10 protein-coding genes are annotated in these 23,817 nt (G+C 70.4%); 8 read left to right on the top strand and 2 right to left on the bottom strand.

The annotated features are described in order from the left end of the window. Window positions 1–2,211 precede the first annotated feature (2,211 nt). On the top strand, window positions 2,212–5,976 hold the full coding sequence (locus HUA76_RS31435; RefSeq protein ID WP_174462905.1) for a hypothetical protein: 3,765 nt from the start codon (window positions 2,212–2,214) through the stop codon (window positions 5,974–5,976). Between the two features lie 3 nt (window positions 5,977–5,979). Here HUA76_RS31435 and HUA76_RS31430 read toward each other — a convergent pair whose 3' ends face one another. Then, window positions 5,980–6,831 carry a hypothetical protein gene (locus HUA76_RS31430; protein WP_141648657.1) on the bottom strand — a complete coding sequence of 284 codons (852 nt, stop codon included), beginning with the start codon at window positions 6,829–6,831 and terminating at the stop codon, window positions 5,980–5,982. A 60-nt stretch (window positions 6,832–6,891) separates the two neighbouring features. Here HUA76_RS31430 and galU point away from each other — a divergent pair, with 60 nt between their 5' ends. The 3 genes from galU (at window position 6,892) to HUA76_RS31415 (ending at window position 9,350) form a co-directional block, all read left to right on the top strand. Then, the gene (gene galU, locus HUA76_RS31425) at window positions 6,892–7,794 is read left to right on the top strand and encodes a UTP--glucose-1-phosphate uridylyltransferase GalU (RefSeq protein ID WP_174454797.1); all 903 of its coding nucleotides are present in this window, start codon (window positions 6,892–6,894) and stop codon (window positions 7,792–7,794) included. After that, on the top strand, window positions 7,791–8,546 hold the full coding sequence (locus tag HUA76_RS31420) for a hypothetical protein (RefSeq protein WP_141648655.1): 756 nt from the start codon (window positions 7,791–7,793) through the stop codon (window positions 8,544–8,546). Before galU ends, HUA76_RS31420 begins: the two co-directional genes overlap by 4 nt. A gap of 180 nt (window positions 8,547–8,726) precedes the next feature. Beyond that, window positions 8,727–9,350 carry a glutathione S-transferase family protein gene (locus tag HUA76_RS31415; RefSeq protein WP_174454798.1) on the top strand — a complete coding sequence of 208 codons (624 nt, stop codon included), beginning with the start codon at window positions 8,727–8,729 and terminating at the stop codon, window positions 9,348–9,350. Window positions 9,351–9,418: 68 nt separating this feature from the next. Here HUA76_RS31415 and HUA76_RS31410 read toward each other — a convergent pair whose 3' ends face one another. After that, a complete protein-coding gene (locus HUA76_RS31410; RefSeq protein ID WP_174462904.1) occupies window positions 9,419–10,078 on the bottom strand; it encodes an N-acetyltransferase in 660 nt (219 codons plus the stop codon). Window positions 10,079–10,206: 128 nt separating this feature from the next. Here HUA76_RS31410 and HUA76_RS31405 point away from each other — a divergent pair, with 128 nt between their 5' ends. The 4 genes from HUA76_RS31405 to HUA76_RS31390 all read left to right on the top strand — a co-directional run bounded on the left by HUA76_RS31405 (window position 10,207) and on the right by HUA76_RS31390 (window position 23,811). Next, on the top strand, window positions 10,207–10,758 hold the full coding sequence (locus tag HUA76_RS31405) for a GNAT family N-acetyltransferase (RefSeq protein WP_174462903.1): 552 nt from the start codon (window positions 10,207–10,209) through the stop codon (window positions 10,756–10,758). Between the two features lie 156 nt (window positions 10,759–10,914). Continuing rightward, a complete protein-coding gene (locus HUA76_RS31400) occupies window positions 10,915–13,971 on the top strand; it encodes a sensor histidine kinase (protein ID WP_174462902.1) in 3,057 nt (1,018 codons plus the stop codon). Between the two features lie 213 nt (window positions 13,972–14,184). Further along, complete coding sequence (gene priA, locus HUA76_RS31395; RefSeq protein WP_174462901.1) at window positions 14,185–16,578, top strand: primosomal protein N'; 2,394 nt, start codon at window positions 14,185–14,187, stop codon at window positions 16,576–16,578. Window positions 16,579–16,593: 15 nt separating this feature from the next. Beyond that, a complete protein-coding gene (locus HUA76_RS31390) occupies window positions 16,594–23,811 on the top strand; it encodes a DnaJ domain-containing protein (RefSeq protein WP_174462868.1) in 7,218 nt (2,405 codons plus the stop codon). The last annotated feature ends 6 nt before the right edge of the window (window positions 23,812–23,817 follow it).

Raw genomic sequence — 23,817 nt, 5'->3', positions numbered from 1 at the left:
CTGCCCACGAAGAAGTCGGGCGTGCAGGCCATGGCGGTCTGGGAAGAGGACGAGGTCGACTACCACGCGGCGACGGTGGTCGACGTCACGGGTGCGACGTCGGGTCCGCCTGCCGTGGTTTCGCTGCCGCGTACGCTCACGATGGAGCTGGCGCGGGTGCAGTTCCAGGTGGAGGGCCCGCCCCTCGGGTTGTCGATGGTGGGGGCGTCGCCTGGAGTGGGCTCCGGTCGGGGAGAGCCTCCCGAGGTTGGAAGCATGTCGGAGGCTCCGACCACCGTGGTGCCGCGCGCGGCGGAGGCCGTGTCGCTGGAGGATGCGTCTTCAGCGCGTTCCGTGCAGGCGCCTACGTTGCCGGCGAGTGCGCCGGTGGTGCCGTGGGATGTGGACCCGACCGAGTCGGTGCCGAGCGCGGGGGCCTCGTCGGGGCAAGAGTCCTCGGAGCAGGGGCTGCGCGACAGCGGCCTGTCTGTGGAGTCCGCGCCGTCACGTGCGAAGTCGGAGGCTGTGGCGAGTGGGGTGGTTCATGCTCCCGCCACGGAGGCTTCGGCGGAGCTGTCGTTGTCGAGGGACGCAGGTCCCGGAGCTGTGCGAGGCGTGGCGGGGAGTGATGCGTCGGGTTCGTTGCTGAATGCGGCTCCGGCGATGGAGCGGCTCGACAAAGAGGCTTCTCCGACCGAGGCGGATTCAATCGCGGGGGCGAGTGCCACGGGGACGTTGCCGACCGAACCGGCTCCGCGTGCTGGGCAAGGTGACGAGGCGGCTACATCGAGCAATGCAGTCCCGCGTGCTGCGGCAGCCTTCTCGAAGGAACCGTCGAACAACGGAGCCCTGAGTGGACCGGGTGACGCGGAAGTTTTGCCGAGCGACGTATCGTCAACTGGGCTCAGCGACGCAGAGGTCTCGCGCAACAAGGCGGCTTCAACAGCACCCAGCGACATAGCGGCTACGCCCAGCAAGCAGGCTTCAACAGGGGCCAGCGACGCAGCGGCGACGCCCAACAAGCAGGCTTCAACAGGGACCAGCGACGCAGCGGCTTCGCCCAATAAGTTGGTTTCACCTGGGCCGAGTGGCGCAGCGACTCTGACGAGCGAAGTGGCTTCAGCCGGGCCGAGTGGCGCAGCGCCCCTGGCGAGCGAGCTGGCTTCACCTGGGCAGAGAGGCGCAGCGCCTCTATCGAGCGACGTGGCTTCAGCCGGACAGAGTGGTGCGGCGCCTCTACCGAGCGAGATGGCTTTAACTGGGCCCAGCGGCGTGGATGCCTCGCCCAACAAAGCTGCTGCAACTGGGCCTCTCGATGAGGAGGCCCTTCCCAACAAGGCGGCATCAACCAGGCAGAGTGGCGCAGAGGCTCTTCCGAGCGAGTCGGCTTCAACTGGAACTCGCGATTCGGGGGCTCCGCCCAACAAGGCGGCTTCAACCAGTCAGAGTGGCGCGGACGCCTTGCCGACCGGAGCCGCATCGAGTGCCGGGCTGAGTGAAGTGGAAGCCTCTCTGTCCGAGGTGGCTTCCTCAACCTCATCGAGTAGTGCGGCCGTCGGAACGAAGGCACGCGCCGGGGTAGGGCAATCCGAGCATCAGGTCGTGGCGGGTGCGAAGCCGACGGACTCAGTCGCTTCGCCAGCCCGTACTGCATCAAGCGCTGCCCATCCTCGCCTGGGACACGCCTCGACACAGGTCGCGTCGAGCTTGGAGTTGACCGTTCCGACGGCTTCGCCCATCGGAGCCGAGCCGAGCGTGAGTCGGACCGATGCGTTGGCTCTGCCTCTCGATGCCGAGTCCATCGCGGGCCGCGCTGACACGGGGGCTTCCTCAAGTCCGTCCCCGGCAAGCACGAACCTGACTGACGAGATGGCTTCGTCGTCTCGTGCCGCGTCGAGCGATGAGGCTGCTCCTCCGGCGGATGCGGCCCCTGGGTCCACTCGGGCCCTGGCGGACGAGTCCCCGACCGAAGCCGACCTCCGCGCGAAGACCCAGGTGGAGATGCCGGCGGTCAGGGTCGAAGACCTGTCTTTCCCCTGGGATGTTCCCCCGCAGGAAGCGCCACCACCGGCGCGCTCCGCTGCTGGAAGCCCAGGCCGCTCCTCGAAGGGGAAGCCTGCCTTCGCGAGCCCGCCCCCCGTGCTGCACCCGGTGGGCACGGAGCCCGCTCGCTCCAGGACGCAGCCAGCGCCATCCATCACGAGAGCTGAAGAGGCTCCGCGTTCGGAGACGATGGAGGTTCCTCTCGCCGACCTCTTCGCCGCACTGGGCGGCGCACCGCCCGGTATGTCGGCACCGGTCCGCGCGGAGCCCGTGCCCCGGAACATGGGCAGCCCCGCCACCGTGCCGCCGTCCCGAACGGGGCGACCTGGGCCCGTGGAGTCCACTCCTGGCGAGGACGCGGAGGAACTGGCGCGTTCGCAGAAGCTGGAGGCGCAGTTCGTCGCGCGTCGGGCCTGGCGTGAACTGGCCCAGCTGTACCTCAAGCGCGCGGACCGCGCGAAGGACCCCGTGGCGCGGGCGGAGGCGCTGACGCGGCTCGCGGAGGTGATGGAGACCGAGCTCCAGGACCCCGCTGGCGCCGCGCGCATGTACCGGGAGATCGTCGAGCTGACCGGTGACCGGGCCGCGCTGCGTGAGCAGGTGCGGTTGCTGGCCTCGCGTGACGACGCGTCGCTGGTTCGGCGTGCGCTCGATGAGGCGATTCAGCATGCGAAGACGGGCCGCGCACGCGCCACGGCTCTGCTGACCCGAGGAGAGCGCTGGCTCCACATGGGGGAGCCGCAGAAGGCCCGCGCGGATTTCGAGGCCTCGGAGGCGCTTGTGCCGGGGCTGATTCCCGCGCTCGCGGGCCTTCTGCTGTGCGTCGAGGACGCGGAGCGCTCAGTCATCGCGACACGCCTTCGCTCGGTGCTCGCCACCACGCCGCGCCGGGCGGCTGACCGCGCGGAGGCGCTCCGGGTGCTCGCGCGTACGGCGGAGGAACAGCTCGATGATTCGCGCCTGGCTCAGTGGGCCTGGGGCGAGGTGCTCATCGAGATTCCCGACAGTGAGCAGGCCCGCGAGCGGCTCCTATGGCTCGCGCGAGAGCTGGGGGACATGGCGGCGCTCGGGCAGCTTCTTCGCGCCCAGATTGCGCGCGAGTCGCGGGGGCCCGTCGCGCGGCAGTCCCGCCTGGAGTTGGTGGCCACGCTGGAGTCGTCGGGAGACAGCGAGGCCGCGCTGAACGAGCTGCGTCAGGCAGTGCGCTTCGAGCCAGGGCACAAGGAAGCGTGGCTGCTGCTCGTGGAGCGCCTGCTGGCGCGCGACAACAAGGGTGAGGCGGCCTGGGCGCTCGAGAATGCGGCCACGGCGACGGAGGACGAACTCGAACGCGAGCAGACCTGGGACAGGCTGGCGCGCATGTGGCGTGAGTCGCTCCGGAATCCCGAGCGCGCGCAGGTCTATGCAAGGCGCGCGGAAGGGCTGAGGCTCGCGCGTGAGGAGCGGGAGGCGGCTCCCCCCGAGCCTCCTCGCAGCGCGACACCTCGCCGTGAGCCGAGCGGACCCAAGTCACCGCTCGTTCCGTTGCCCGTGGCGACGACGTCTCTCGTCGCGGCCGGGCGCGATGACTTGTCCGAAGAAATTACGTCGACCTCGGACCCCAGTGTTTCTCCTGGTGGGGCCGCGGTGGAAGGCTCGGAGCGTTCGCCGGCGCCGCGTGGTGAGAAGGGCGGCGCCTCACAAGCCTCCGTGGCTGCGAGTGTCTCGGCGGCGCGCGGGGACAAGGGACCGGGCGCGGCTCAGCGGCAAGAGAAGGCGACGATTCCTCAAGGGGCCGTTTCTGCTCGAGGTGGCGCGTCCGACGCTCGCGAGGAGCGGGGCGGATCGCCATCTGGAGGGCAAGGCGCTTCGGTCGCGCGCGGTGAGAAGGGGCCTGTGCTCACAGGCGGAGCCACTGCGCAGGGCAGTGCAGGAGGAGCGCGCCCGGAGAAGTCGCCGCCGCCTTCTGGCACTTCCTCCGCGTCGGGGGCTGTCGCTGAGCAAGGCGCGAGGTTGGCGGCGCCTGTGAGTGCAGCTGCCGCGCAAAGTGATGCAGCGAGCGCCCGGGGTGAGAGGGCAGCACCTGCCCGGGCCGAGGGTGTTCGCGCCGAGAAGCCCGCCGCGTCTGGTGCACGCGGCGAGCAGCCTGTCGCGTCCGGTGAACGCATCGAGAAGAACGCCGCGTCTGGCGGACGCGCCGAGAAGCCTGCCTCGTCCGGCGAACGCACCGAGCAGCCCGTCGGGTCCGGCGCACGCGCCGAGCAGCCCGTCGCGTCCAGTGCCCGCGCCGAGAGGCCCACGTCTTCTCGGGCCGATGGCGCACGCGCCGAGAAGCCCGCACCTGCTGGGGCCACGGGAGCGCGCGCCGAGAAGCCCGCCGTACGTACCGAGAAGCCCGCAGCTGCCCGGGCCGAGGGCGACCACGCCGAGCATCCGGCACCTGCCGGAGCTACGGGAGCGCGCACCGAGAAGCCCTCCGTACGCGCCGAGAAACCCGCGCGCCCACCGGGTCGCGCGCAAGAGTCGCGCGAGGATCCACTGGGCTCATTGGGCCCGGAGCTCGACAGACCCGCGCCGTCGGGGTCGACGGTGGCCTTCGGCGCGAATGTCCCCGTGCGCGCGGACAAGCCCGCCGAAGCAAAAGCCCCCGCCGCCCCGCCGCCTCGCGCATCCGCTCCTCGCGCCGAACGTCCCCCCGCGCCCCCGGCCCCTCCGGCCGACAGTGCCCCTCCCGCGCGCGCCCAGGGCACCGCGCGTCCCGCGAGCCCTCCAGAATCCCCCCGAGGCGGCAAGGCCATCGACCTCATGAGCGGCAAGCCCATGGACCTCGATGCCGCGTCCGTCCCCGAAACGCGCGTCATCTCCTGGGAAGCCCCGCCGGGACGCATGGACCCCGTGCGCCGCGTCCTCCGTGGCTCTCGCCCCGAGGGCACCTCGGCCGGTCCCGCGCCGGGCCGCACCTTCATCTCGAAGCCCGCCGCGCAATCCGAGCGTCCCTCCGTGGGCGCCGCCGAGACGCGCGAGAACCCCATCGTCGTCCCCGAGCCCGCTCCACCGGCCGACACCGAGCCCGAGGTCTTCCGCCAGCTCCGCGAGCGCCCCCTCGACACCGTCTCCTACGCGAACCTCGCCGACTTCTTCGACACCCGAGGCGACGCCCCTCGCGCCGCCCTCATGCGCGAAATCGTCGAGGCCCTCGCCGGCCGCGACGTCCCCGTGTCTCGACTCCAGCGGCCCTCCCTCACCGCCGACGAGCGCGCGGGCCTGCGTCACCCCGGACTGCGGACCTCCTCGGGTGAACTGCTCGCATGCTCGGGTATCGCCCTCTGTCGCCTCTTCCCCGCCCAGGGCCGCGCCGCCGACGCCTCCGAACCCCTGCGCGCCGTCGCGGGCCCGGGCGCTCCCGCCGTCCTCGACGCCCTGCACACCTCCGCGCGAGTGCTCGCGGTGAACCTGCCGGAGCTCGTGCTCGCCGAGGACGATGGTCCGCCCTTCACCGCCGTCCACACCGACAAGCCTCGCCTGCTCGTGGGCCGCGCGGTGATTCGCCAGGCCCTGCCCGCCGCCGAGCTGCGCTTCCACGCAGGCCGTGCCCTGCTGTCGCTGTCACCCGATCTGCTCGCCCTGCGCGCGCTCAAGGGCGCCCAGCTCCTGCGCGCCCTGGCCCTGCTGTCCACCGTCCTCAAGAACCCGAAGGACTCCAGCGCGGACGCCCGGCTCGTGCGCGAAACGCTGTCCCCGCGCGCCCTGGAGCGCACCCTCGAGCTGCTGGATTCCGGCACCCGGGACTTCAACGCCTCGTCCCTCGCGGACGCCGCGCGAGACTCCGCCAACCGCGCGGGCCTGGTGGCCTGCGGTGGTGTGGGGCCGGCGGTGACGGTGATTCGCTCCCGTCGCTCGCAGGACTCGGAGCTGGTGGAGCTGCTGCGCTTCGCCGCGTCCGAGCGCTACCTCGCCCTGCGCGCTCCCCGCTGAAGCTCAGTTCATCTGCATGCGGATGGTGAGCGCCAGCATGCGGCTCTTCTCGCCACCCATCTCGTACCGGTACGCCAGGTCCAGACCGCCGCCCGTCTCGGTCATGAAGCCCAGGCCCGTGCTCAGCCGCGACGTGCGCGTGAAGCCGTCATACGAATAGCCCGCACGCAGCGGAACCTGCATCCCGAGGATGTACTCCAGGCCACCGCTGTACGTGAGCGTCGTCTTGTCGTTCGTCTCGAAGTCCGCGCGCACGTCACCGGCCACCGTCAACATCCCCGAGTTGATGCCGAGATGACCCGTGTAGTACCGCGTCAGCTCCACGTTGTTGGTGTTGATGAGGTTGTGCCCGGACACCCCGGCCACCAGTGACTGGGACAGCCGGAACAACAGGCCCGTGTCAACTGTCACCGAGTTGGCATATCGGTCCATGCCACTCATCCGGAGGTAGCGCGCCGCGGCACCAATCAGGATGCCCGGGGTCAATGGAAACCCCACGCCCAGCGAGCTGAGATGGGCGGTGGTGCGAGCGCCGCCGCGTCCCAGGCTGACCCAGTGGTAGTCCATCCCCATGGCCAGTTTGCTGGTGGCGCCGTCGATGACGGAGACGCCGAGCACGCCCTCCTTGATGCGGTGGTCCCAGGCCGCTGTCCCCTCGACGCGGTAGGCCGGATACAGGGCCATGGCGGCGGGGTTGCCCAGGATGGCCTCCGTGCCCAGGCCGAGGGCGCGGTAGGCGCCGCCCATGCCATAGGCGCGTGCGCTCATGACGTCCCTCAGGTCCTCCGAGGGCTGGGCCAGGGCGGCGGTGGAGACACACACGGCGAACAGCAGCACGACGGGGCGGAGCGACATGGGGCCATCATCCTAACCAGCTTGATGGGGTGGGTGGGCGCCAATAGATTCCCTGGCCCCATGTCCGCCAACGCACCGAAGGCAGAGCCCCTTATCCGTAAGTGTGTCATCCCGGCAGCCGGGCTGGGCACGCGCTTTCTTCCCGCCACGAAGTCCGTGCCCAAGGAGATGTTGCCCATCGTCGACACTCCCACCCTCCAGTACATCGTGGAGGAGGCGGTGTCCGCCGGCATCGAGGATGTCGTCCTCATCAATGGCCGCGGCAAGGGCGCCATCGAGGACCACTTCGACATCGCCTTCGAACTGGAGACCACGCTGCGCGCCCGGGGCAAGACGGCGGACGCGGACAAGCTGCGCGCCATCGCCGACCTGGTCCGGGTCGTCAGCATCCGCCAGAAGGAGCCCAAGGGCCTGGGCCACGCGGTGCTGTGCGCCAAGAGCGCCATCGGCAACGAGCCCTTCGGCGTGCTGCTGGGCGACGACATGATTGACGCCGAGGAGCCGGGCATCCGCCAGCTCGCTCGCGTGTTCCGCCAGTACAACCAGGCCGTCATCGCGCTGATGGAAGTGCCCGATGACGAGACGCACATGTACGGCATCGCCGCCGGCACGGACCTGGGCGACGGCGTCATCCGCATCGACCGCGTCGTGGAGAAGCCGAAGAAGGGCACCGCGCCCTCCAACCTCGCCGTCATCGGCCGCTATGTGCTGCCCCCGGAAATCTTCCCCATCCTGGAGCAGCAGACGCCGGGCGTGGGCGGGGAAATCCAGCTCACCGACGGCCTGGCCACGCTCCAGCAGTCGCACGGTCTGTTGGGGTACAAATTCAAGGGTCAGCGCTATGACGCGGGCGACAAGGTGGGATACCTGAAGGCGAACATCGCCTACGCCCTCAAGCGCCCCGAGCTGCGGGGCGGGTTGCTCGAGTACATGCGTGAGGTCGTGAAGACGGAGAAGCCGTGAAGCGCATCGTCGCACTCGTCGCAGTCCTGCTGTCCTTCACCGCTGCCGCCTACGTGCTGCCGGGAGGCTCCATCCTCCGGCGCATGGTGGGGGAGCGGGACGAACTGAAGCTCTCCGGGCTGCGAGTGGAAGGCTCGCTGAGCTTCAGTGGCCCCGGGGTGAAGGAGGCGGGCTCGGCGCTGGGCACCGCGACGGACCGTCCCGACGTGCAGGGCGACGGCGTGCTGTACCTGCGCATGCCGGGCCGCTGCCGCTTCGAGGCCTCGGTGCCGGACGGCAACGCGCGCACCGCCGTGGTGCAGGTGGCGGGGCGTCGCCGGCTGGAGGGCAATGACATCCCGTCGCTCTCCGTGCTCGTCGCGCAGGTGTGCCCGCTCTTCGCCGCGGGCGGCGGGCCGGTGCAGCAGCTCAAGGAGTCGGTGCAGCAGTACCTTCAGGGGCTGGGTGTCGACACGTCCCGCACGGGCCTGGCGCGCTTCAGTGGAGAGGTCGCGTATGTGCTCGGCGACCAGGCCGAGGGGCGTCCCCAGTTCTGGGTGTACAAGGACTCCTTCCGCCCCGCGCGGCTGCGTTACACGGACTCCGCCAAGGTCGCGTGGGACGTGCGCTTCCTGGACTACAACTCGCCCGCGGTGGGTGAGGCGATGCCGCGCAGCATCGAGGTGTGGCGCGGTGACCAGCGCGTCGTGCGCTTCACCGCGCTGAAGGGCGACACCCGGGCCACGGTGCCCGACAAGCTCTTCACGCCGTAGTCACCGGGACACCGCCGACACTTCCGCCGGGGCGTTGACGCGTCACGGTGGTGGAGCGGCGGTGTTCACGGCGCGGACCTTCCTTCCTGATTCGCTTGCGACGTCCGGGGGCGCGATGAAGAGTCGCGCCGCCCGGCCGGGGCCTTCGCGGCCCTGGACGCCGACAGAGGGAGAACGCACATGAAGGTCTACGGCCACCCGATGAGCATCTGTACGCGCAAGGTCCTCACCACGCTGCTGGAGAAGGGGCAGGAGGCCCAGTTCGTCCTCGTGGACCTGGGCAAGGGTGAGCAGAAGCACCCCTCGCACCTGGCGCGCCATCCCTTCGGTGTCGTGCCCGCCTTCGAGGACGACGGCTTCATCCTCTACGAGTCGCGCGCCATCATCCGCTATCTGGACCGCAAGCTGCCGGGGGTCTCTCTCACGCCATCCCAGCCGCATGCCTATGGGCTGATGGAGCAGTTCATCGGCGTGGAGCAGAGCTACTTCAGCCCCGCGGCCTTCAAGGTCATCTGGGAGCGCGTCTTCAAGCCGCACATGGGTGGCGGCGCCGCGGATGAGTCCCGGGTGCAGGAGGGCCGCGCGGGCGTGGACAAGGTGTTCGGCATCCTCGAGCCGATGCTGGCGAAGCAGCCCTATCTCGCGGGAGACAGCTTCTCGCTCGCGGACGTGTCGTGGATGCCGGAGCTGGAGTTCCTGGTCGCGGCCGGTGAGCAGGGCCTGTTCGACAAGCACCCGAGCGTGGCCGCGTGGTGGAAGCGCATCAGCAGCCGGCCCTCGTGGAAGAAGGTCGCCCACGGATAGGTCTCGTCCGGGGCGGTGAGGGGCAAGCCCGCACGCGCTCGTCGTGCGCGGGCCCGTGCTCCGACGGCCTACGCCGTGCGCGCCGTCTCCTCGGGCCCCATGCCGGAGCGCGCCTCTGGGGGACGCCACATGAACCACTGGGGCGGTCCTCCGTCGAAGCACGGCTCGGTGCGCTGCAGGTCGAAGCCGAAGCCCAGGTACCAGTCGCGGTTGGCCGCCTTGGCCGTCTCCAGGAAGCAAGGCGCGTGGGTCTCCTCGGCCAGCGCCAGGCCCGCGCGCATCAAGCGAACGCCCAGCCCGCGTCCCTGATGCGCCGGGTCCACCGCGATGGTGGCCAGATACCAGTGGGTGGGCGTGTGCGGGTGGTAGCGCTCCAGCCTCGCCAGCGCCTGGAGTGCCAGCCGCGCGCGTCCCGGAAAGTGACGCAGGCCCGCCCAGACAGTGGGCAGGAAGCCCGCCTGTCTGCCGAGTGACTGGGGGAAAGCCCCCGGCCGCAGCCACGCGGCCACGCCCGTCAGCCGTCCGTCCTCGACGGTGGCATGCACCACGCCATGCTCCAGACAGTCGCGCACCGTGGCGACGTAGAAGGCCGAGGCCACCCGTGCGCGCTTCTCCGAGGGGCCCGGAAACAGCTCCGCGAGGAAGGGGTAGTCATCGAAGGCCCGTGCGCACAGCGGCCCCACCTGCTCCAGCAACTCCGGTCCGAGGTTCTGGATGCTCACCGTCATGATGGAGCAACTGTAGACCGACCCTGGGCACGCCCGCCCGTGTCGCGGACAATGACCCGCGCGAGTCGCGCCTCGCTGAACTCCGACCGATGTCCTGCCGTCGGGCGCGCGCCGTCGAGCCGATGCCCATGTCTTCCTCCGACTCCCACTCCCGCGTCGCCATCCTCCCCGCCACGCTGGAGGACGGCGCACGGTTCGCCGCGCTCGAACGGGCCTCTGGTGAGCTGTTCCGTCAGCTCGACGACCTGGCCTGGATTGCCGACGACGACGTCATGGAGGAGGCCGACCACCGCCCGTTCATCCTGGCGCGCACGGTGTGGGTGGCCCGGGACGCGGAAGCGGGCGTCGTGGGCTTCCTCACCGCGCAGGCGGTGGGCTCCGCGCTGCATGTCTGGCAGATGGCGGTGCACCCCTCTCATCAGCGGCGGGGCCTGGGCCGCGCGTTGCTCCGGGCCGCCGCCGCGCATGCCCGCGAGGCGGGCCTGTCCACCCTCACCTTGACCACGTTCCGCGACGTGCCCTGGAACGAGCCCTTCTATGTCGGGCTCGGGTTCACCCGCATTCCGGACGACGCACTGGATGACCGGCTCAAGGAAGTGTTGGAGCACGAAGCGAGGGCGGGCCTGCCGCGAGAGCGGCGCTGTGCGCTGTGGCTCGACCCGCGAGTGATGGTGGACTGAGGACTCGTGCGCCGCGCTGCCTGGACGCACGCGTGCTCGCCTGCTCGGCGGCGCCATGGTGCGGGGACTCGTTCTATGGTGGCCCGTGAGATGTGCGTTCGAACGTGGCAAGGGCGAGGACGGGCCATCCGGTGCTTGGGCGGAAGTAGAAGTCGGATGGGATTGATGTACGGCCTCCTGCTCGCGCTCGTGCTGGGCGGACCCGGAATCGCGTCCGCCGAGCCTCCTGCCCGGATGACGACGCTCCGGGATTTCCACCACACCGCGTGGACGCAGAAGGATGGAGCCCCCTCCGGAATCTGGGCCATGGCCCAGACGGTCGACGGCTGGCTGTGGCTGGGGACGGCGTCGGGCCTGTACCGCTTCGACGGTGTCCGGTTCGAACGTCACGACTTGTTGCCCCCGGACAGCACCGCGTCGCGCTCCATCAGCGTGTTGCAAGCCACCACGAACGGGGACCTCTGGGTCGCGTATTCCTTCGGCGGCGCCAGTGTCCGCAAGGCGTCCGGGGAAATTCTCCAGTTCTTCCCGGGGGGCTTGCCCCAGGGCTCGCCCGTGGAGTCCTTCGAGGAGGATGGGGACGGGCGTCCGTGGGCCATCACCCCTCAGGGGCTCTACGTCTTCGAGCAGGGCGCGTGGTCACCCGGGGACCTCGGCTGGGGGCTGGCCCGGATTTATTGGAACGCGCTCACGCGGGACCGGAGCGGCGGACTGTGGGTGACGGGCGACGGTGGCACGTACGTGCTTCGTCCGGGGGCTCGCCGCTTCGAGCGGGTGGAGACGCCTGGGCCCACCCTGTGGGGAATGTGGCTGGTTCATGACGGCACCTTCTGGAAGGCCGACGACCAGGGGTTCAGTCCCCTGCGCGGCCCGGGTCTGCCCGAGCCCTCGGGCTCCGCTCCCGTCAGTCCCTTCCAGGGGGCGACCTCCCAGGACACGCTGTTCGACCGGGACGGCGCCATGTGGCTGTGTGGCTGCGTCAATTCCGGCATCTGTCGCGACGCGAAGCCCCATGCGGTCGGCAAGCCGTTCCAGCGCCGGGTGGTGACGGGCGACGTCTTCGGCGCGAGAGACGGACTCTCATCCGACTCGGCGATGACGCTGCTCGAGGACCGCGAGGGCAACATCTGGGTGGGTTCCCAGTTGGGGCTGGACCGCTTCCGCCGGAACGACGTGGCCGCCGTCCGCTTCCCCAACCACGTCAACTACTTCGCGCTCATCGCCGACCGCGACGGCGGGATGTGGACGGGCAGCGCGACGCGCCTGAAGACCCTGGACAAGTGGTGGCGGCTGGACGCCGAGCCGGTCCTGGTTCCCGGCATCGAAGGTGAAATCACCGCGACCGCGCTGGACACGGACGGCAGCCTCCTCCTGGGCGGCTCCGAGGGCTTCTGGCGCTTCAACCCGGGCCGCATCGAGTCCCTGTCCCGCCCCGAGAAGGAGCATGAGCAGCGCATCCAGGCCATCGTGCGCGACGCGGCGGGGAAGCTGTGGGTGTCGTTCCGTGCCTCGACGGTGTACCGGCTGGATGGCGACACGTGGACTCCGAAAGGCGGCATCGCGGCGCTCCCCGATTTGCCGCCTGCTCGCGCAGTGCTCGATGGCCAGGGGCGTGTCTGGTTCGGCTACAGCGCCAACCAGCTCGCCATCATGGAGGGCCCGCGGGTCCGCACGTTCACGGAAGCGCACGGCCTGCGCACGGGCACGGTGACCGCCATCCTCCCGGGGGAGACCACGCTGGTGGGCGGCGCGTTGGGGCTGGCCGCGTTCGATGGTGAGCGGTTCCGGCCGTTGCAGGCGACCCGGCCGGAGGCGCTGACGGGCATCACCGGCTTGCTGGAGACGAAGGACGGCACGCTGTGGCTCAACGGCCATGCGGGCGGCGTGCGCATCGCGGCGGAAGACCTGCGGCGGGCGCTGAAGGACTCGGCGTATCCGATGCCCGTCGAGCTCTTCGACATGAACGACGGCATGCCGGGCGGCGCGCAGCAGGTCCGTCCACTGCCCACCCTGGTGGAGGGTGGAGACGGCAGGCTCTGGTTCGCCGCCGCCAACGGATTGGGTTGGATTGACCCGAGCCACATCCAACGCAACTCCGTGGCGCCTCCGGTCGTGATTCGCTCGGTGGCGACAGGCGATTCGACGTACGCGTCGGCGCTCACGCTCCATCTGCCGCCGCGCACGCGGGAGCTGCGCATCGCCTACAGCGCGCTGGCGTTGGGGATGCCGGAGCGCGTGGTGTTCCGCTATCGGCTCCACGGCGTGGATGACGGCTGGAAGGACGCGGGCCAACGACGGGAGGCCACCTATACGAACCTGGGCCCCGGCCCGTATCGCTTCCAGGTGATGGCCGCCAACGAGGACGGCGTCTGGAACGAGCAGGGCGCCACGCTCGACTTCGAAATCGAGCCGACCTTCTTCCAGACGGGTGCGTTCATCGCGCTGTGTGTCCTGGGCGCCCTGGTGGCCCTGTGGCTCCTGTATGCCTTGCGGCTGTGGCAGGTGACGCGGCGGCTGCGGATGCGACTGGAGGAACGGCACGCGGAGCGCGAGCGCATCGCCCGGGAGCTGCACGACACGCTGTTGCAGGGCATCCAGGCGCTCGTGCTCAACGTCCACGTGGTGACCTCGCGGTTGCCGGCGGGAGAGATGCGCCTTGGGCTCCAGAGCGCGTTGGACCGGGCGGACGACATGCTGACGGAGGGACGCGACAGGGTCAGCGCGTTGCGCGACACCCGTCAGGGTCAGGACGACCTGGCCGCGGCTTTCGCGTCGTTGATGCGTGACTTCGACGAACGGGAAGGGCCCCAACTGCGCATGGTGGTCAAGGGAGCCGCGCGCACGCTGGAACCGCTGGTCGCCGATGAGCTCTACCGCATCGGCCGCGAGGCCATTGGCAACGCCTTCGTGCATTCCCGCGCGCGCGAGGTGGAGGTCAGCCTGCTGTTCGAGCCCCCGGAGTTGCGGCTGTGCGTGCGCGATGACGGCAGTGGCATCGACTCCGCCACCCTGGACCAGGGTGGCCGGGCGGGCCACTGGGGCTTGCGCGGCATGAGGGAGCGGGCCGCGAAGGTGGGCGGTCGGTTGGACATCGTCAGCCGCGAAGGTGCCGGCACGGAAATCGTCGTCGCGGTGCGCGCGGACCGTGCCTACCTGCGCCACCCGCTGGAGGGCTGGCGTCGCCTGTTGCGCCCGTGGTCGGGCCGTCGCTGACGGACTTTGTTCGGAAGCGGTGCTTTGCGTTCGTCCTTCGCACGCCCGGGCGGGTGGCGTGCGAGCAGGCCTCCCCAGGGAGTGGCGCCGTGGCCTCGTGAGCCCCACGCGCGGAGCCGTGGACCTGGGGGCCGGGCCATGTCAGACAGCCCTGGCACTGTGGTTCCCGGTAGCAGGACGGACGGGGCAGGGGCGGTGGTTGAAGGGAGTGCCATGGAGCAGCGACCCTTGTGGGAAGAGCCGACGGAGAGCGCGGCGGAGGCGCCCTCCACCACGGGTTCCATGGCGGTGCGTACCTCGGGTGCGAGGCGTCGCCGGGAACTGTCCCAACCGGAACAGGCCGCTACAGTGCCGCCCGCAGTGAGCGAGAGTCCTCCCGTCCTGGCGTCCGTCGCCGTTGCTCGCCCCGTCCGGGGTGAATTCACGTACTCCGTGCCGGAGGCGCTCACGGGCCAGCTCGCGCCCGGGCAGCGCGTGCTGGTGCCCTTCGGCCGAGGCACCGCGCTGGGTTTCTACCTGGGGCCCGCGAACAAGCCCCTGGGGGAGAAGGTCCGGCTCAAGCCCATCCAGCGCGTGCTGGAGGACTCGCCCTCGTTGCCGAAGGACCTCATCGCGCTGTTGCGCTTCGCGGCCGAGCACTACCGCTATCCGCTGGGAGAGGTCATCCGCGGCGCCCTGCCTCCCGGGCTGTCGAAGCCCCTGGACGAGAAGGAAGCGAAGCCGGACGTGCAGCAGTTCGCGGTGGCGCTCGTGAGCGAGGTGCCGCCGGCGCTCGCTCGCGCGCATGCGCAGTCCGCGGTGCTCGCGTATCTGCTGGCCGTGGGGGGCAGTGCTCCGCTGGAGGAGGTGAGCCACGCCATCCCGGGCGCACGAGAACTCTTGAAGAGCCTGGCCAAGAAGGGGCTGGCTCGCATCGACGAGAAGAAGCTGGAGGCGGGGGTGAAGGAGGGCCTGATTCAGGGCCGGCCGGACCGCCTCACGCTGGAGCAGGACGCGGCGGGTGTCGAGCTGCGTGGGGCCCTGGACACAGGGGTGTTCCAGCCGTTCCTGCTCCACGGCGTCACGGGCAGCGGGAAGACGGAGGTGTACCTGCGCGCGGCGGAGCATGCGCTGTCCCTGGGCAAGGGCAGCCTCATCCTCGTGCCGGAAATCGCGCTGACGCCGCAGTTGGTGGGGCGCTTCCGCAGCCGCTTCGGCGCGGAGGTGGCGGTGCTGCACTCGGCGCTGAAGGACCGGGAGCGGCTGTTCCACTGGCAGGCGCTGCGCCGGGGCGACGTGAAGATTGCCGTCGGCGTGCGCTCGGCGGTGTTCGCCCCGGTGGAGAACCTGGGGCTCATCGTCGTGGACGAGGAGCATGACCCGTCCTTCAAGCAGGACGACAGCCTTCGCTACCAGGCGCGCGACCTGGCGGTGGTGCGCGGCAAGCAGGCCGGGGCGGTGGTGGTGCTGGGCTCGGCCACGCCGGCGCTGGAGACGCTGGAGAACGTGAAGCGCGGGCGCTACCGGCTCCTGGAGCTCAAGCGCCGCGTGGATGACCGGCCCATGCCCACCATCGAACTGGTGGACCTGCGTCAGGAGCGGCCCCGCGAGGGCATGGTGACGGAGGAGGCGCCCATCCTGAGTCCGCCGCTGCTGGCGGCGATGGAGGAGACGCTGGGGCGAGGGCAGCAGGTCATCCTCTTCCTGAACCGCCGGGGGCACAGCACGGTGCTCCTGTGCGAGGTATGTGGGCTGTCGCTCAAGTGCAGCGCGTGCGACGTGTGCCTCACGCATCACCGCTCCCAGAACCGGGTGGTGTGCCACTACTGCGGGCTGGCGATGCCGGTGCCGGAGCGGTGCCTGGAGTGTACGGGCCCCATGCTGAAGCTGGGTATCGGCACCGAGCGGGTGGAGGCGGAGGTGCTGGAGCGCATGCCCACGGCGCGGGTGGCGCGGTTGGACAGGGACTCGGCGACGAGCGCGGAGCGGCTGACGGAGATGCTGGCGTCGTTCGCCCGGCGGGAGCTGGACGTGCTGGTGGGCACGCAGATGGTGGCCAAGGGGCACGACTTCCCGGGCGTGACGCTGGTGTGTGTCGTCATGGCGGACACGTCCCTGGCGATTCCCGACTTTCGAGCCTCCGAGCGGACCTTCCACCTGTTGACCCAGGTGTCGGGGCGGGCGGGGCGGGGCAAGGACCCGGGTCGGGTGCTGGTGCAGACGTACAACCCGGACGCGGAGCCGGTGAAGCGGGTGCTGGCCCATGACTTCGATGGGTTCGCCCAGCAGGAGCTGGAGTGGCGCAAGGCGCTGGCGTATCCGCCCTTCGCGCGCATGGCGTCCATCCGGTTGGAGGGGGAGCACCCGGAGCAGACGGCCAGCGTGGCCCGGCACCTGGGGAACCTCGTCACCAAGAACATGCCTCCGGCGTCGGTGGGGGTGCGGCTTCTGGGGCCGGCCCTGGCGCCCATCGCCAAAATCCGGGGCAAGACGCGCTGGCAGTTGCTCCTGAAGGGGCCGACGCATGTGGCGCTTGCCCCGCTGCTCGCCAGGGTGGAGGCGGCCCTGGTTGACGTTCCTTCGGCGGTGAAGGTCGTGATCGACGTGGATCCGGGGGCCATGCTGTAGACTCGGTGCCCCCCCATGGGCGCACCGGTCCTCCTCGTCCACGACGACATCGCCACCATCGCCGCAGTGCGGCGTCTGCTCACCCGTGACGGGCACGAGGTCATCCTCGCCACGTCCGCCGCGGATGCGCTCATTGCCTACGGGCATCACCTGCCGGCGCTCATCGTGCTGGCCCCTGGCGTGGAGAGTGGCCGGGGTCGGCTGGTGTTGGAGGAATTGCTCCAGCATCCGGACGGGAATGTCGCCCGGGTGTTGCTCCTGGGCGAGGCCATCGAGGGGTTCAGTGCGCCTGTGGCGCCGTTGCCCCTGGATGGGACGAGCTTCGTGGCGCAGGTGGACACGCTCATCCGCGCGCCGTCGGAGGCGGACGCGTGGCACGTGCTGGAGAACCGGAGTCTGCCGGGAGTCCGAGGGGATGGGGTGGGAGGCGGGGAGGGCTCGGAGGCGTGGCACGCGACGGGGCCAGGGTCGGTGGGTGGGGACCCCACGCTGGCGAATGCGCTGTTCGGGGACCTGGCGCCACTGCACCAGACGGACTGGGAGCTGGCGGCGATGACGCGCGAGGAGCGGACGGCGCGCGCCGAGGAGCGGGAGCATCGCTCGCCGCTCGACGTGCAGGCGACGCTGGAGCAGGCGCACCAGGAGGTGGAGGCCGCGGCGATGGCGTCCATCCAATCCGCGCGAGGAGGCGAGGACTGGGGCGCGGCCGTGGCGGGCGGCGAGGGCGAGGCTTTTGATGAGGGTGCGCTGTCCGCGGGCGAGATGTTCCGGGCGGAAGGGGATGACGCGGGCGCCGGGGCCGTGGCGAGCGCCGACGCAGGTGCTGCCGCTGATGCGTATGCAACTGGCGCTGATGGCGGGGCTTCCGCCGAGGGCTACGGTGGTGCTTCTCCCGAGGGGTATGACGCAGGGGCGTACGGTGGCGGTGCCGCCCCAGAGGGGCATGACCCCGGTGCGTACGGAGAGGGTGCTTCTCCCGAGGGATATGACCCCGGTGTGAACGGTGGTGGTGCCGCTCCCGAGGGCTATGACCCCGGTGCGTCCGGTGGTGCTTCTCCCGAGGGGTATGACGCAGGAGCGTACGGAGGTGGTGCCTCTCCCGAGGGTCATGACCTCGGTGCATACGAAGGTGAGTCCTCTCCCGAGGGGCATGACCTCGGTGCGTACGGTGGTGCTTCTCCCGAGGGTTATGACGCAGGAGCGTATGGAGGTGGTGTCTCTCCCGAGGGTCATGACCTCGGTGCGTCCGGTGGTGCTTCTCCCGAGGGGTATGACGCAGGGGCGTACGGAGGTGGTGCCTCTCCCGAGGGTCATGACCTCGGTGCGTACGAAGGAGAGGCCTCTCCTGAGGGTCATGACCCCAGCACATACGGTGGTGCCTCACCTGATGGTCATGACGCAGGTGCGTACGGTGGTGCCTCCCCTGAGGGATATGACCCGGGGGCTGTCTCTCCCGAGGGTCATGACGCAGGTGCGTACGGTGGTGCTACCCCCGAGGGATATGACCCCGAGGCTGCCTCCCCCGAGGGGTATGACTCCGGTGCATACGGTGGTGCTTCTCCCGAGGGCTACGACCCTGGTGCGTACGGTGGTGCTACCCCCGAGGGATATGACCTCGGGGCTGCCGCCCCCGAGGGTCATGACGCAGGTGCATACGGTGGTGCTTCCCCCGAGGGCTACGGCCCAGGTGATGCCTCCTCGGAGGTTCATGCCTCCGGCGCGTACGAGGCGGGCACGGCGACCGGCTACGACTCCCCGGCGCATGGAACAAGCTCGGAGCCCTACGGCGCGGAGGGATATGAGGCGGGTGCGTATGGCGGAGACTCGCTGACGGGATACGACTCCACCGAGCCAGCCGGGGCCTCGGAGTCCTACGGCGCGGATGGCTCGACGGCGAGTGCCTACGAGCACGGAGGCGCGGGTTTCGCGGAGGGCACGCTGGGCCCGGACGCGTTGGCCGCGGCCGGCGGGCAGGACCTGGATGGTGCCGCGACGGATGCGCTGGATGAAGCGGCGATGGACGCGGCGTACGGGACCGACGAAGCGTCGACTGCTCCGAGCGCGGACATTGCTCCGGCGAGCGAAGGCGCATCATCGCTGGGACTCGAAGGGTGGGGCGGGCAGTCCGGGCAGGGAAATGTCGCGACCCCCGGGAGCTTGGATGATGCGTTCTCCGAGGGCTTCGCAAGCGCGGTGACGGGTGACGGGAGCCCGGGTGGAGTGAGTGGTCCTCCCACGGTCCTGTATGGCGTGAGTACTCCAGAAGCTGGGGCACTGACGGACTGGACGGCTGCACAGCCGGATGCGGGAGGTGAGGTCGAAGCCTCTCCGCCACTGGGGAGACTCGCCTGGACAGAGGAGGCCGTTTCCGCGCCGGCGTCACGGCCGGTGGCGGTGGCGCCTCGGCTCGGGGACGAGGGGTTCTTCGACGTCGACACTCCAGCGTCCTCGCAGGGAGATGCGCTCTCCGCGGCCGAAGCAGAGCTGGCCGCCATGCGCGATGTGGGAGCACGGCCGTCCGTGCCGCTCGAGGCCTCACCGTGGACGGAGTTGCCACCGGACCCCGAGGTCGAGAACTCCGCGAAGGATTTCGCCGAAGTCGACGATGTGTCTCAGGCGCCGAAGGGAGAGCCAGTCGCGGAGGCGTCGACCGAAATCGAATCCGCGCCGACCGACGGAGCGGAAGAGGAGAGCCTGCCCGCCTCGCCGTGGGACGTATTGGAGGCGGAGCTTCAGGCCAAGGTTCGACAGGATGACCCGACAGGTGCTCCCGTTGAGCCCCCGGCCGCAAGTGTTGGCGCGGACTGGTTTGACTCGGAGCCGGCTGGTGCGGAGGCTGCGGCGGTAGCGAGTGCTCCCACTGACGCAGCTTCGGTGGACGCATCGGCGAGCGAGCCCGAAGGGCAATCACGGGCCGAGGCCACCGATGAATCGGCGGACGGGTCTGGCGCGGAGCCAGGAGCCGAGGCCGCCGGAGCGAACGAGGCGACGGACTGGTCTGGCGCGGAGCCAGAGGCCGCCGGAGCGAACGAGGCGACGGACTGGTCTGGCGCGGAGCCAGAGGCCGCCAGAGCGAACGAAGCGACGGACTGGTCTGGCGCGGAGCCCGGAGCCGAGGCGTCTGGCGCAAACGAGGCGACGGACTGGTCCGGAGCAGAGCCCGGAGTCGAGGCCTCTGGCGCGAACGACTCGACGGACTGGTCCGGAGCGGAGCCCGGAGCCGAGGCAGCCAGAGCAAACGAGTCGACGGACTGGTCCGGAGCGGAGCCCGAGGCTGCCGGAGCAAACGAGTCGACGGACTGGTCCGGAGCGGAGCCCGGATCGGAGCCTTCCAGCGCGGATGTGGCCGGGGGCTGGTTCGATTCTGAAACAGGTGACGTGCAGTCTCCGACGGGCACTGTCTCCGATTCGCTCCCCACGGAAGTCGAAGGCGTCGCGTCGCTCGATGCGAGTCATCACGCCACGGATGCGGCTGTCCTCGCGGCCGACGGTGTCACGGCGACGGCGTCGGACGCCTCGGCGGGATGGTTCGACTCCGAGCCGGAGGGCGCCGCGCCAGTCGACTCGTCCCCTGGCTCTGTGTGGTTCGACTCGAACACGGCAGACACCGCCTCGGACGTGTCTGGCCAGGCAAGCCAGCACACGACGGCGCCGGGGGCTGAGTACTGGCCCGCGTCCACCGAATCGGAGTCGGTACACAGGGCGGACACGGAGCCTGAAGGCGCCGTGGAGGACACGTCCCTTCCCGAGTCGAACGCCCGGCCGGAGGAGTTCGAGAAGCAACTGGAGGAAGCGCATGAGCGCGTCCGCTCACTGAGGGCCTCGCTGGAGCAGGAGCTCGCGTTTCGTCAGGACGCCGAGCGTCGAATCGAGGAGTCGCGCGAGCTCAGCGAGTCCCTGCGAGGTGTCCTGGATCGCGAAGCGGCCCTGCGCGTGGAAGCCGAGGCCGTGCGCGACCGGAACGGAGAGCTGTTCCAGTCGTTTCAGGCGCGTCTCGCCGAATTGGAAGAGGAGCACGCGCGAGAGGCCACGCTGCGTGCGGAAGTGGAGCAGCAGCTCGACGAGGCTCGTGCGCGGGAGTCGGAGTTCGCGACGGCCCAGGCTCGAGAAGAGAGCCAGCGGCGAGAGCTCGAAGCGGAGCTGGAGCTGTCGCGGCGGCGAGAGTCCGAGCAGGACGTTCGGAGTGGCTCCGAGGTGGAGTCCCTCCGCACGGAGCTCGCGGACCTCCAGGAGCGTCTGGACGCGGCGGAGGCTCGAGCGGAAGCCGAGGCCCAGGCGCGTGCGACGGTGGACGCCGCCGCGAAGGCGGCCTTGGCGCGCATCGAGACGCGCGAGCAGGACTTCATCGAGCTGCGGGGCCTGCTGGATGCCGCGGCGACGGAAGCCCGAGAGCTCACGCGGTTGAGGGTGGAAGACCTCGCGCGAGTGGAGGCCAGGGCGAAGGAGGCGCTCCTCGCGAGGGACGATGCGCAGGAGCGTGCCGACCAGGAATCCCTGGCACGAGCCGATGTCCAGTCGCGTCTCGTGGAGTTGGAGGCGAGGCTTCAGGAGACGGAGACGCGAGAGGCGGCGGCGGCGCAGGCGCTGAAGGAAATCGAGATTCGGCTCGAATCCGAGGCGGCGGGACGGGTCGAGTCCGAGTCGCGTGCCGAGACGGAGGCGCAGTCACGTCGGAGCCTGGAAGCGCGCGTGAAGTCCGCGGAGGTGGCCCTGGTCGAAGCGGAGGCCCGGGCGGGAGCAGAGGCCCTGGCGCGAGCGGAGGCAGAGGCCCGCGCGGCGACGGCGGATGCGGAGCGAATCGAAGCGGAGACGCGCGCGAAGATGGAATCGCGTGCGCGCGCGGAGGCGGAGGCCCAGGCGGAGCTGGATTCCAGGGCGCGGAACGAAGCCGAGGTGAGAGCAGAGTCCGAGACCCGTGCTCGCGAGGAACTGGAGTCTCGGACGAAGGCGGAGGTCCTCGCGCTCGCGGAGCTGGAGTCCCAGGCTTCGACCGAGGCGAGGGAGCGTCTCGAACAAGAGGTCCAGGCCCGAGCCGAGGCGGAAGCCCGAGCGAAATCCGAGGCCAATCACCGCGCGGAGGCTGAGGCACGCGCGGAGATTGAAGCCCAGAACCGAGCCGAAGCCGAGGAGCGGGCTGAGTCCGAAGCGAAGCAGCGCGAGGAATCCGAGGAGCGGGCCGAGTCCGAAGCGAAGCAGCGCAAGGAAGCCGAGGAGCGGGCCGACTCCGAAGCGAAGCAGCGCAAGGAAGCCGAGGCGCGTGCCGAGTCCGAAGTGAAGCGGCGCGAGGAAGCCGAAGCGCGGGCGGAGTCCGAAGCGAAGCAGCGTGAGGAGGCCGAGGCCCGAGCCGAAGCCGAGGCGAAGCAGGGCGAGGCCGCGGAGGCCCATGCGGAGGCCGAAGCCAGGCAGCGCACGGAGCTCGAGACGCGAGCGGAGTCCGAGGCGAAGCAGCGCGAGGAAGCCGAGGCGCGGGCGGAGTCCGAGGCCCGACAGCGAGCGGAGTCCGAGGCTCGAGCGGAGGCGGAAGCACGGCTGCGAGCCGAAGCCGAGGCCCAAGCGGAGTCCGAAGCGAAGCAGCGAGCCGAAGCCGAGGCCCGCGCGGAGACGGAAGCACGCCTGCGCGCAGAAGCCGAGGCTCGAGCGGAGTCCGATGCGAAGCAACGCGTCGTCGCGGAGACGCGAGCGGAGTCGGAGTCGAGGCAGCGCGCGGAGGCGGAGTCCCGCGCCGCAGCCGAAGCCGAGGTCCGAGCGGAGGCGGAGCTTCGCGCCCAGAAGGCCGCACAGGCGCTGACCGATGCGGAAGCGCGCGCCAAGACCGAGGGCCGTCACCGCACCGCGCTGGAAGTACGCCTGGACGCCGAAGCGCGTCAGCGCGAGGCCATCGAGACCCGCATCGAGGAACAGACCCAGGCGCGAACCGAAGCTGAGTCGCTGTCCGCTCGCCTCGCCGAGCAACTCGCCCAGCTCCAATCTCGCCTGGAGCAAACGGAAGCGGACCTGTCCCAGGTGCGGACGGAGCGTGAGGAAGCGCGCCAGTCCTTGGAGGCACTGCACGCGGAGAAGGCTCGATTGGAAGCGGACTCCGCAGAGGAGCGAGCCCGGTCCGAGCGCGAGCGCCTGGAGTTGGAGGAACGAGGCCACCGCGAGGCCGAGGAGGCCGCCGCGCATGCCCGTGCGGCCCTGCTCCCCCTGGAGGCCCCACCGGGGCGCCCCGAACTCGCGGTATCCCGCAGCGGCAGTGTCACCCAGGAGGGCTTGTCCCGACTGGTGCTCCGACTCTGCGAGGCGCGCATGGAGGTGCGCCTGGAGCTGAAGGTGATGAACGCGCTGCGCGTGTTGTGGCTCCGGGATGGCTCGCTCGTGGGGGCTGTCTCCTCCGCGTCGGGTGAGTCGCTCATCGACCGTGCCCGCGCGGATGGCCTCATCGACGCGCGGCAGGAGGGCGAGCTGCGGCTGGTGCGCAGCGCCACCACCGGCGCGCTGCTCGACGCGCTCCGAGGCCGAGGCTATCTGCGCGAGTCCGAGTCCGTACCGCTGGTGCAGCGCTACACGGAGCAGGTCTTCCTGGATGCCCTGGCCGAGCCCTCCACGCTGTACCGGTTGGTGCAGGAGCCGGCGCCGCACGAGGTGGCGCTCGCCGCCGCCACGCGCCCGCCGCTGTTCCTGCTGGCGGAGGCCCTGCGCAACACGCTGACCGCCGAGTCCCTGCTGGCGTCCGCTGGCGGACTCCGCGCCCGAGTCGCCCGAGGTGACCTGCACCTCGCGCCCGACGACTTCGGCCTGCCTCCCAAGGACTTGCAGCTGCTGTCCCAGGTGGATGGTGAGCACACGGTGGAGGCGCTGTTGTTGGGGGCGGGTGTGCCGCAGGACTCGGCCTTGAAGGCGCTCTCGGTGGCGAGGACGCTGGGGCTCATCATCCTGCGGCCCGCGGACGCGGATGACTCCGGAGAGCTACCGCCCGAGCTGGACGTCCGTCGGCTGGAAGCGAAGTTCGAGGAGATTCAGGACGCGGACTACTTCACCGTGCTGGGGCTGGCACGCACGGCGGGTAGCGAGGAGGTCAAGCGGGCCTACGAGCTGCTCGCCGCCGAGTTCCACCCGCTGCGTTTCGCGGGGCATCCGGACCCGGCGCTCCAGCACCGCGCGCAGCAGATTCGGGGTGTGTTGTCCGAAGCCGCCCAGGCCCTGGGGGATGACCGACTGCGCTCCGAGTACGCACGCAGCCTGCTCGACTGACAGGGG

The organism is Myxococcus sp. CA056, from assembly GCF_013336715.1.
GTDB classification, from domain to species: Bacteria; Myxococcota; Myxococcia; order Myxococcales; family Myxococcaceae; genus Myxococcus; species Myxococcus llanfairpwllgwyngyllgogerychwyrndrobwllllantysiliogogogochensis.
Note: the sequence above shows the minus strand (reverse complement) of the source record. Positions and strands in the feature narration are given on the sequence as shown.

Excerpts from the sequence above, each read along its gene's own strand:
- HUA76_RS31415 (WP_174454798.1), top strand. The coding sequence starts at position 8,727 with ATGAAGGTCTACGGCCACCCGATGAGCATCTGTACGCGCAAGGTCCTC.
- HUA76_RS31430 (WP_141648657.1), bottom strand. The coding sequence starts at position 6,831 with ATGTCGCTCCGCCCCGTCGTGCTGCTGTTCGCCGTGTGTGTCTCCACC.
- HUA76_RS31400 (WP_174462902.1), top strand. The coding sequence starts at position 10,915 with ATGGGATTGATGTACGGCCTCCTGCTCGCGCTCGTGCTGGGCGGACCC.
- HUA76_RS31435 (WP_174462905.1), top strand. The coding sequence starts at position 2,212 with ATGGAGGTTCCTCTCGCCGACCTCTTCGCCGCACTGGGCGGCGCACCG.
- HUA76_RS31410 (WP_174462904.1), bottom strand. The coding sequence starts at position 10,078 with ATGACGGTGAGCATCCAGAACCTCGGACCGGAGTTGCTGGAGCAGGTG.
- galU (WP_174454797.1), top strand. The coding sequence starts at position 6,892 with ATGTCCGCCAACGCACCGAAGGCAGAGCCCCTTATCCGTAAGTGTGTC.
- HUA76_RS31405 (WP_174462903.1), top strand. The coding sequence starts at position 10,207 with ATGTCTTCCTCCGACTCCCACTCCCGCGTCGCCATCCTCCCCGCCACG.
- HUA76_RS31390 (WP_174462868.1), top strand. The coding sequence starts at position 16,594 with ATGGGCGCACCGGTCCTCCTCGTCCACGACGACATCGCCACCATCGCC.
- priA (WP_174462901.1), top strand. The coding sequence starts at position 14,185 with ATGGAGCAGCGACCCTTGTGGGAAGAGCCGACGGAGAGCGCGGCGGAG.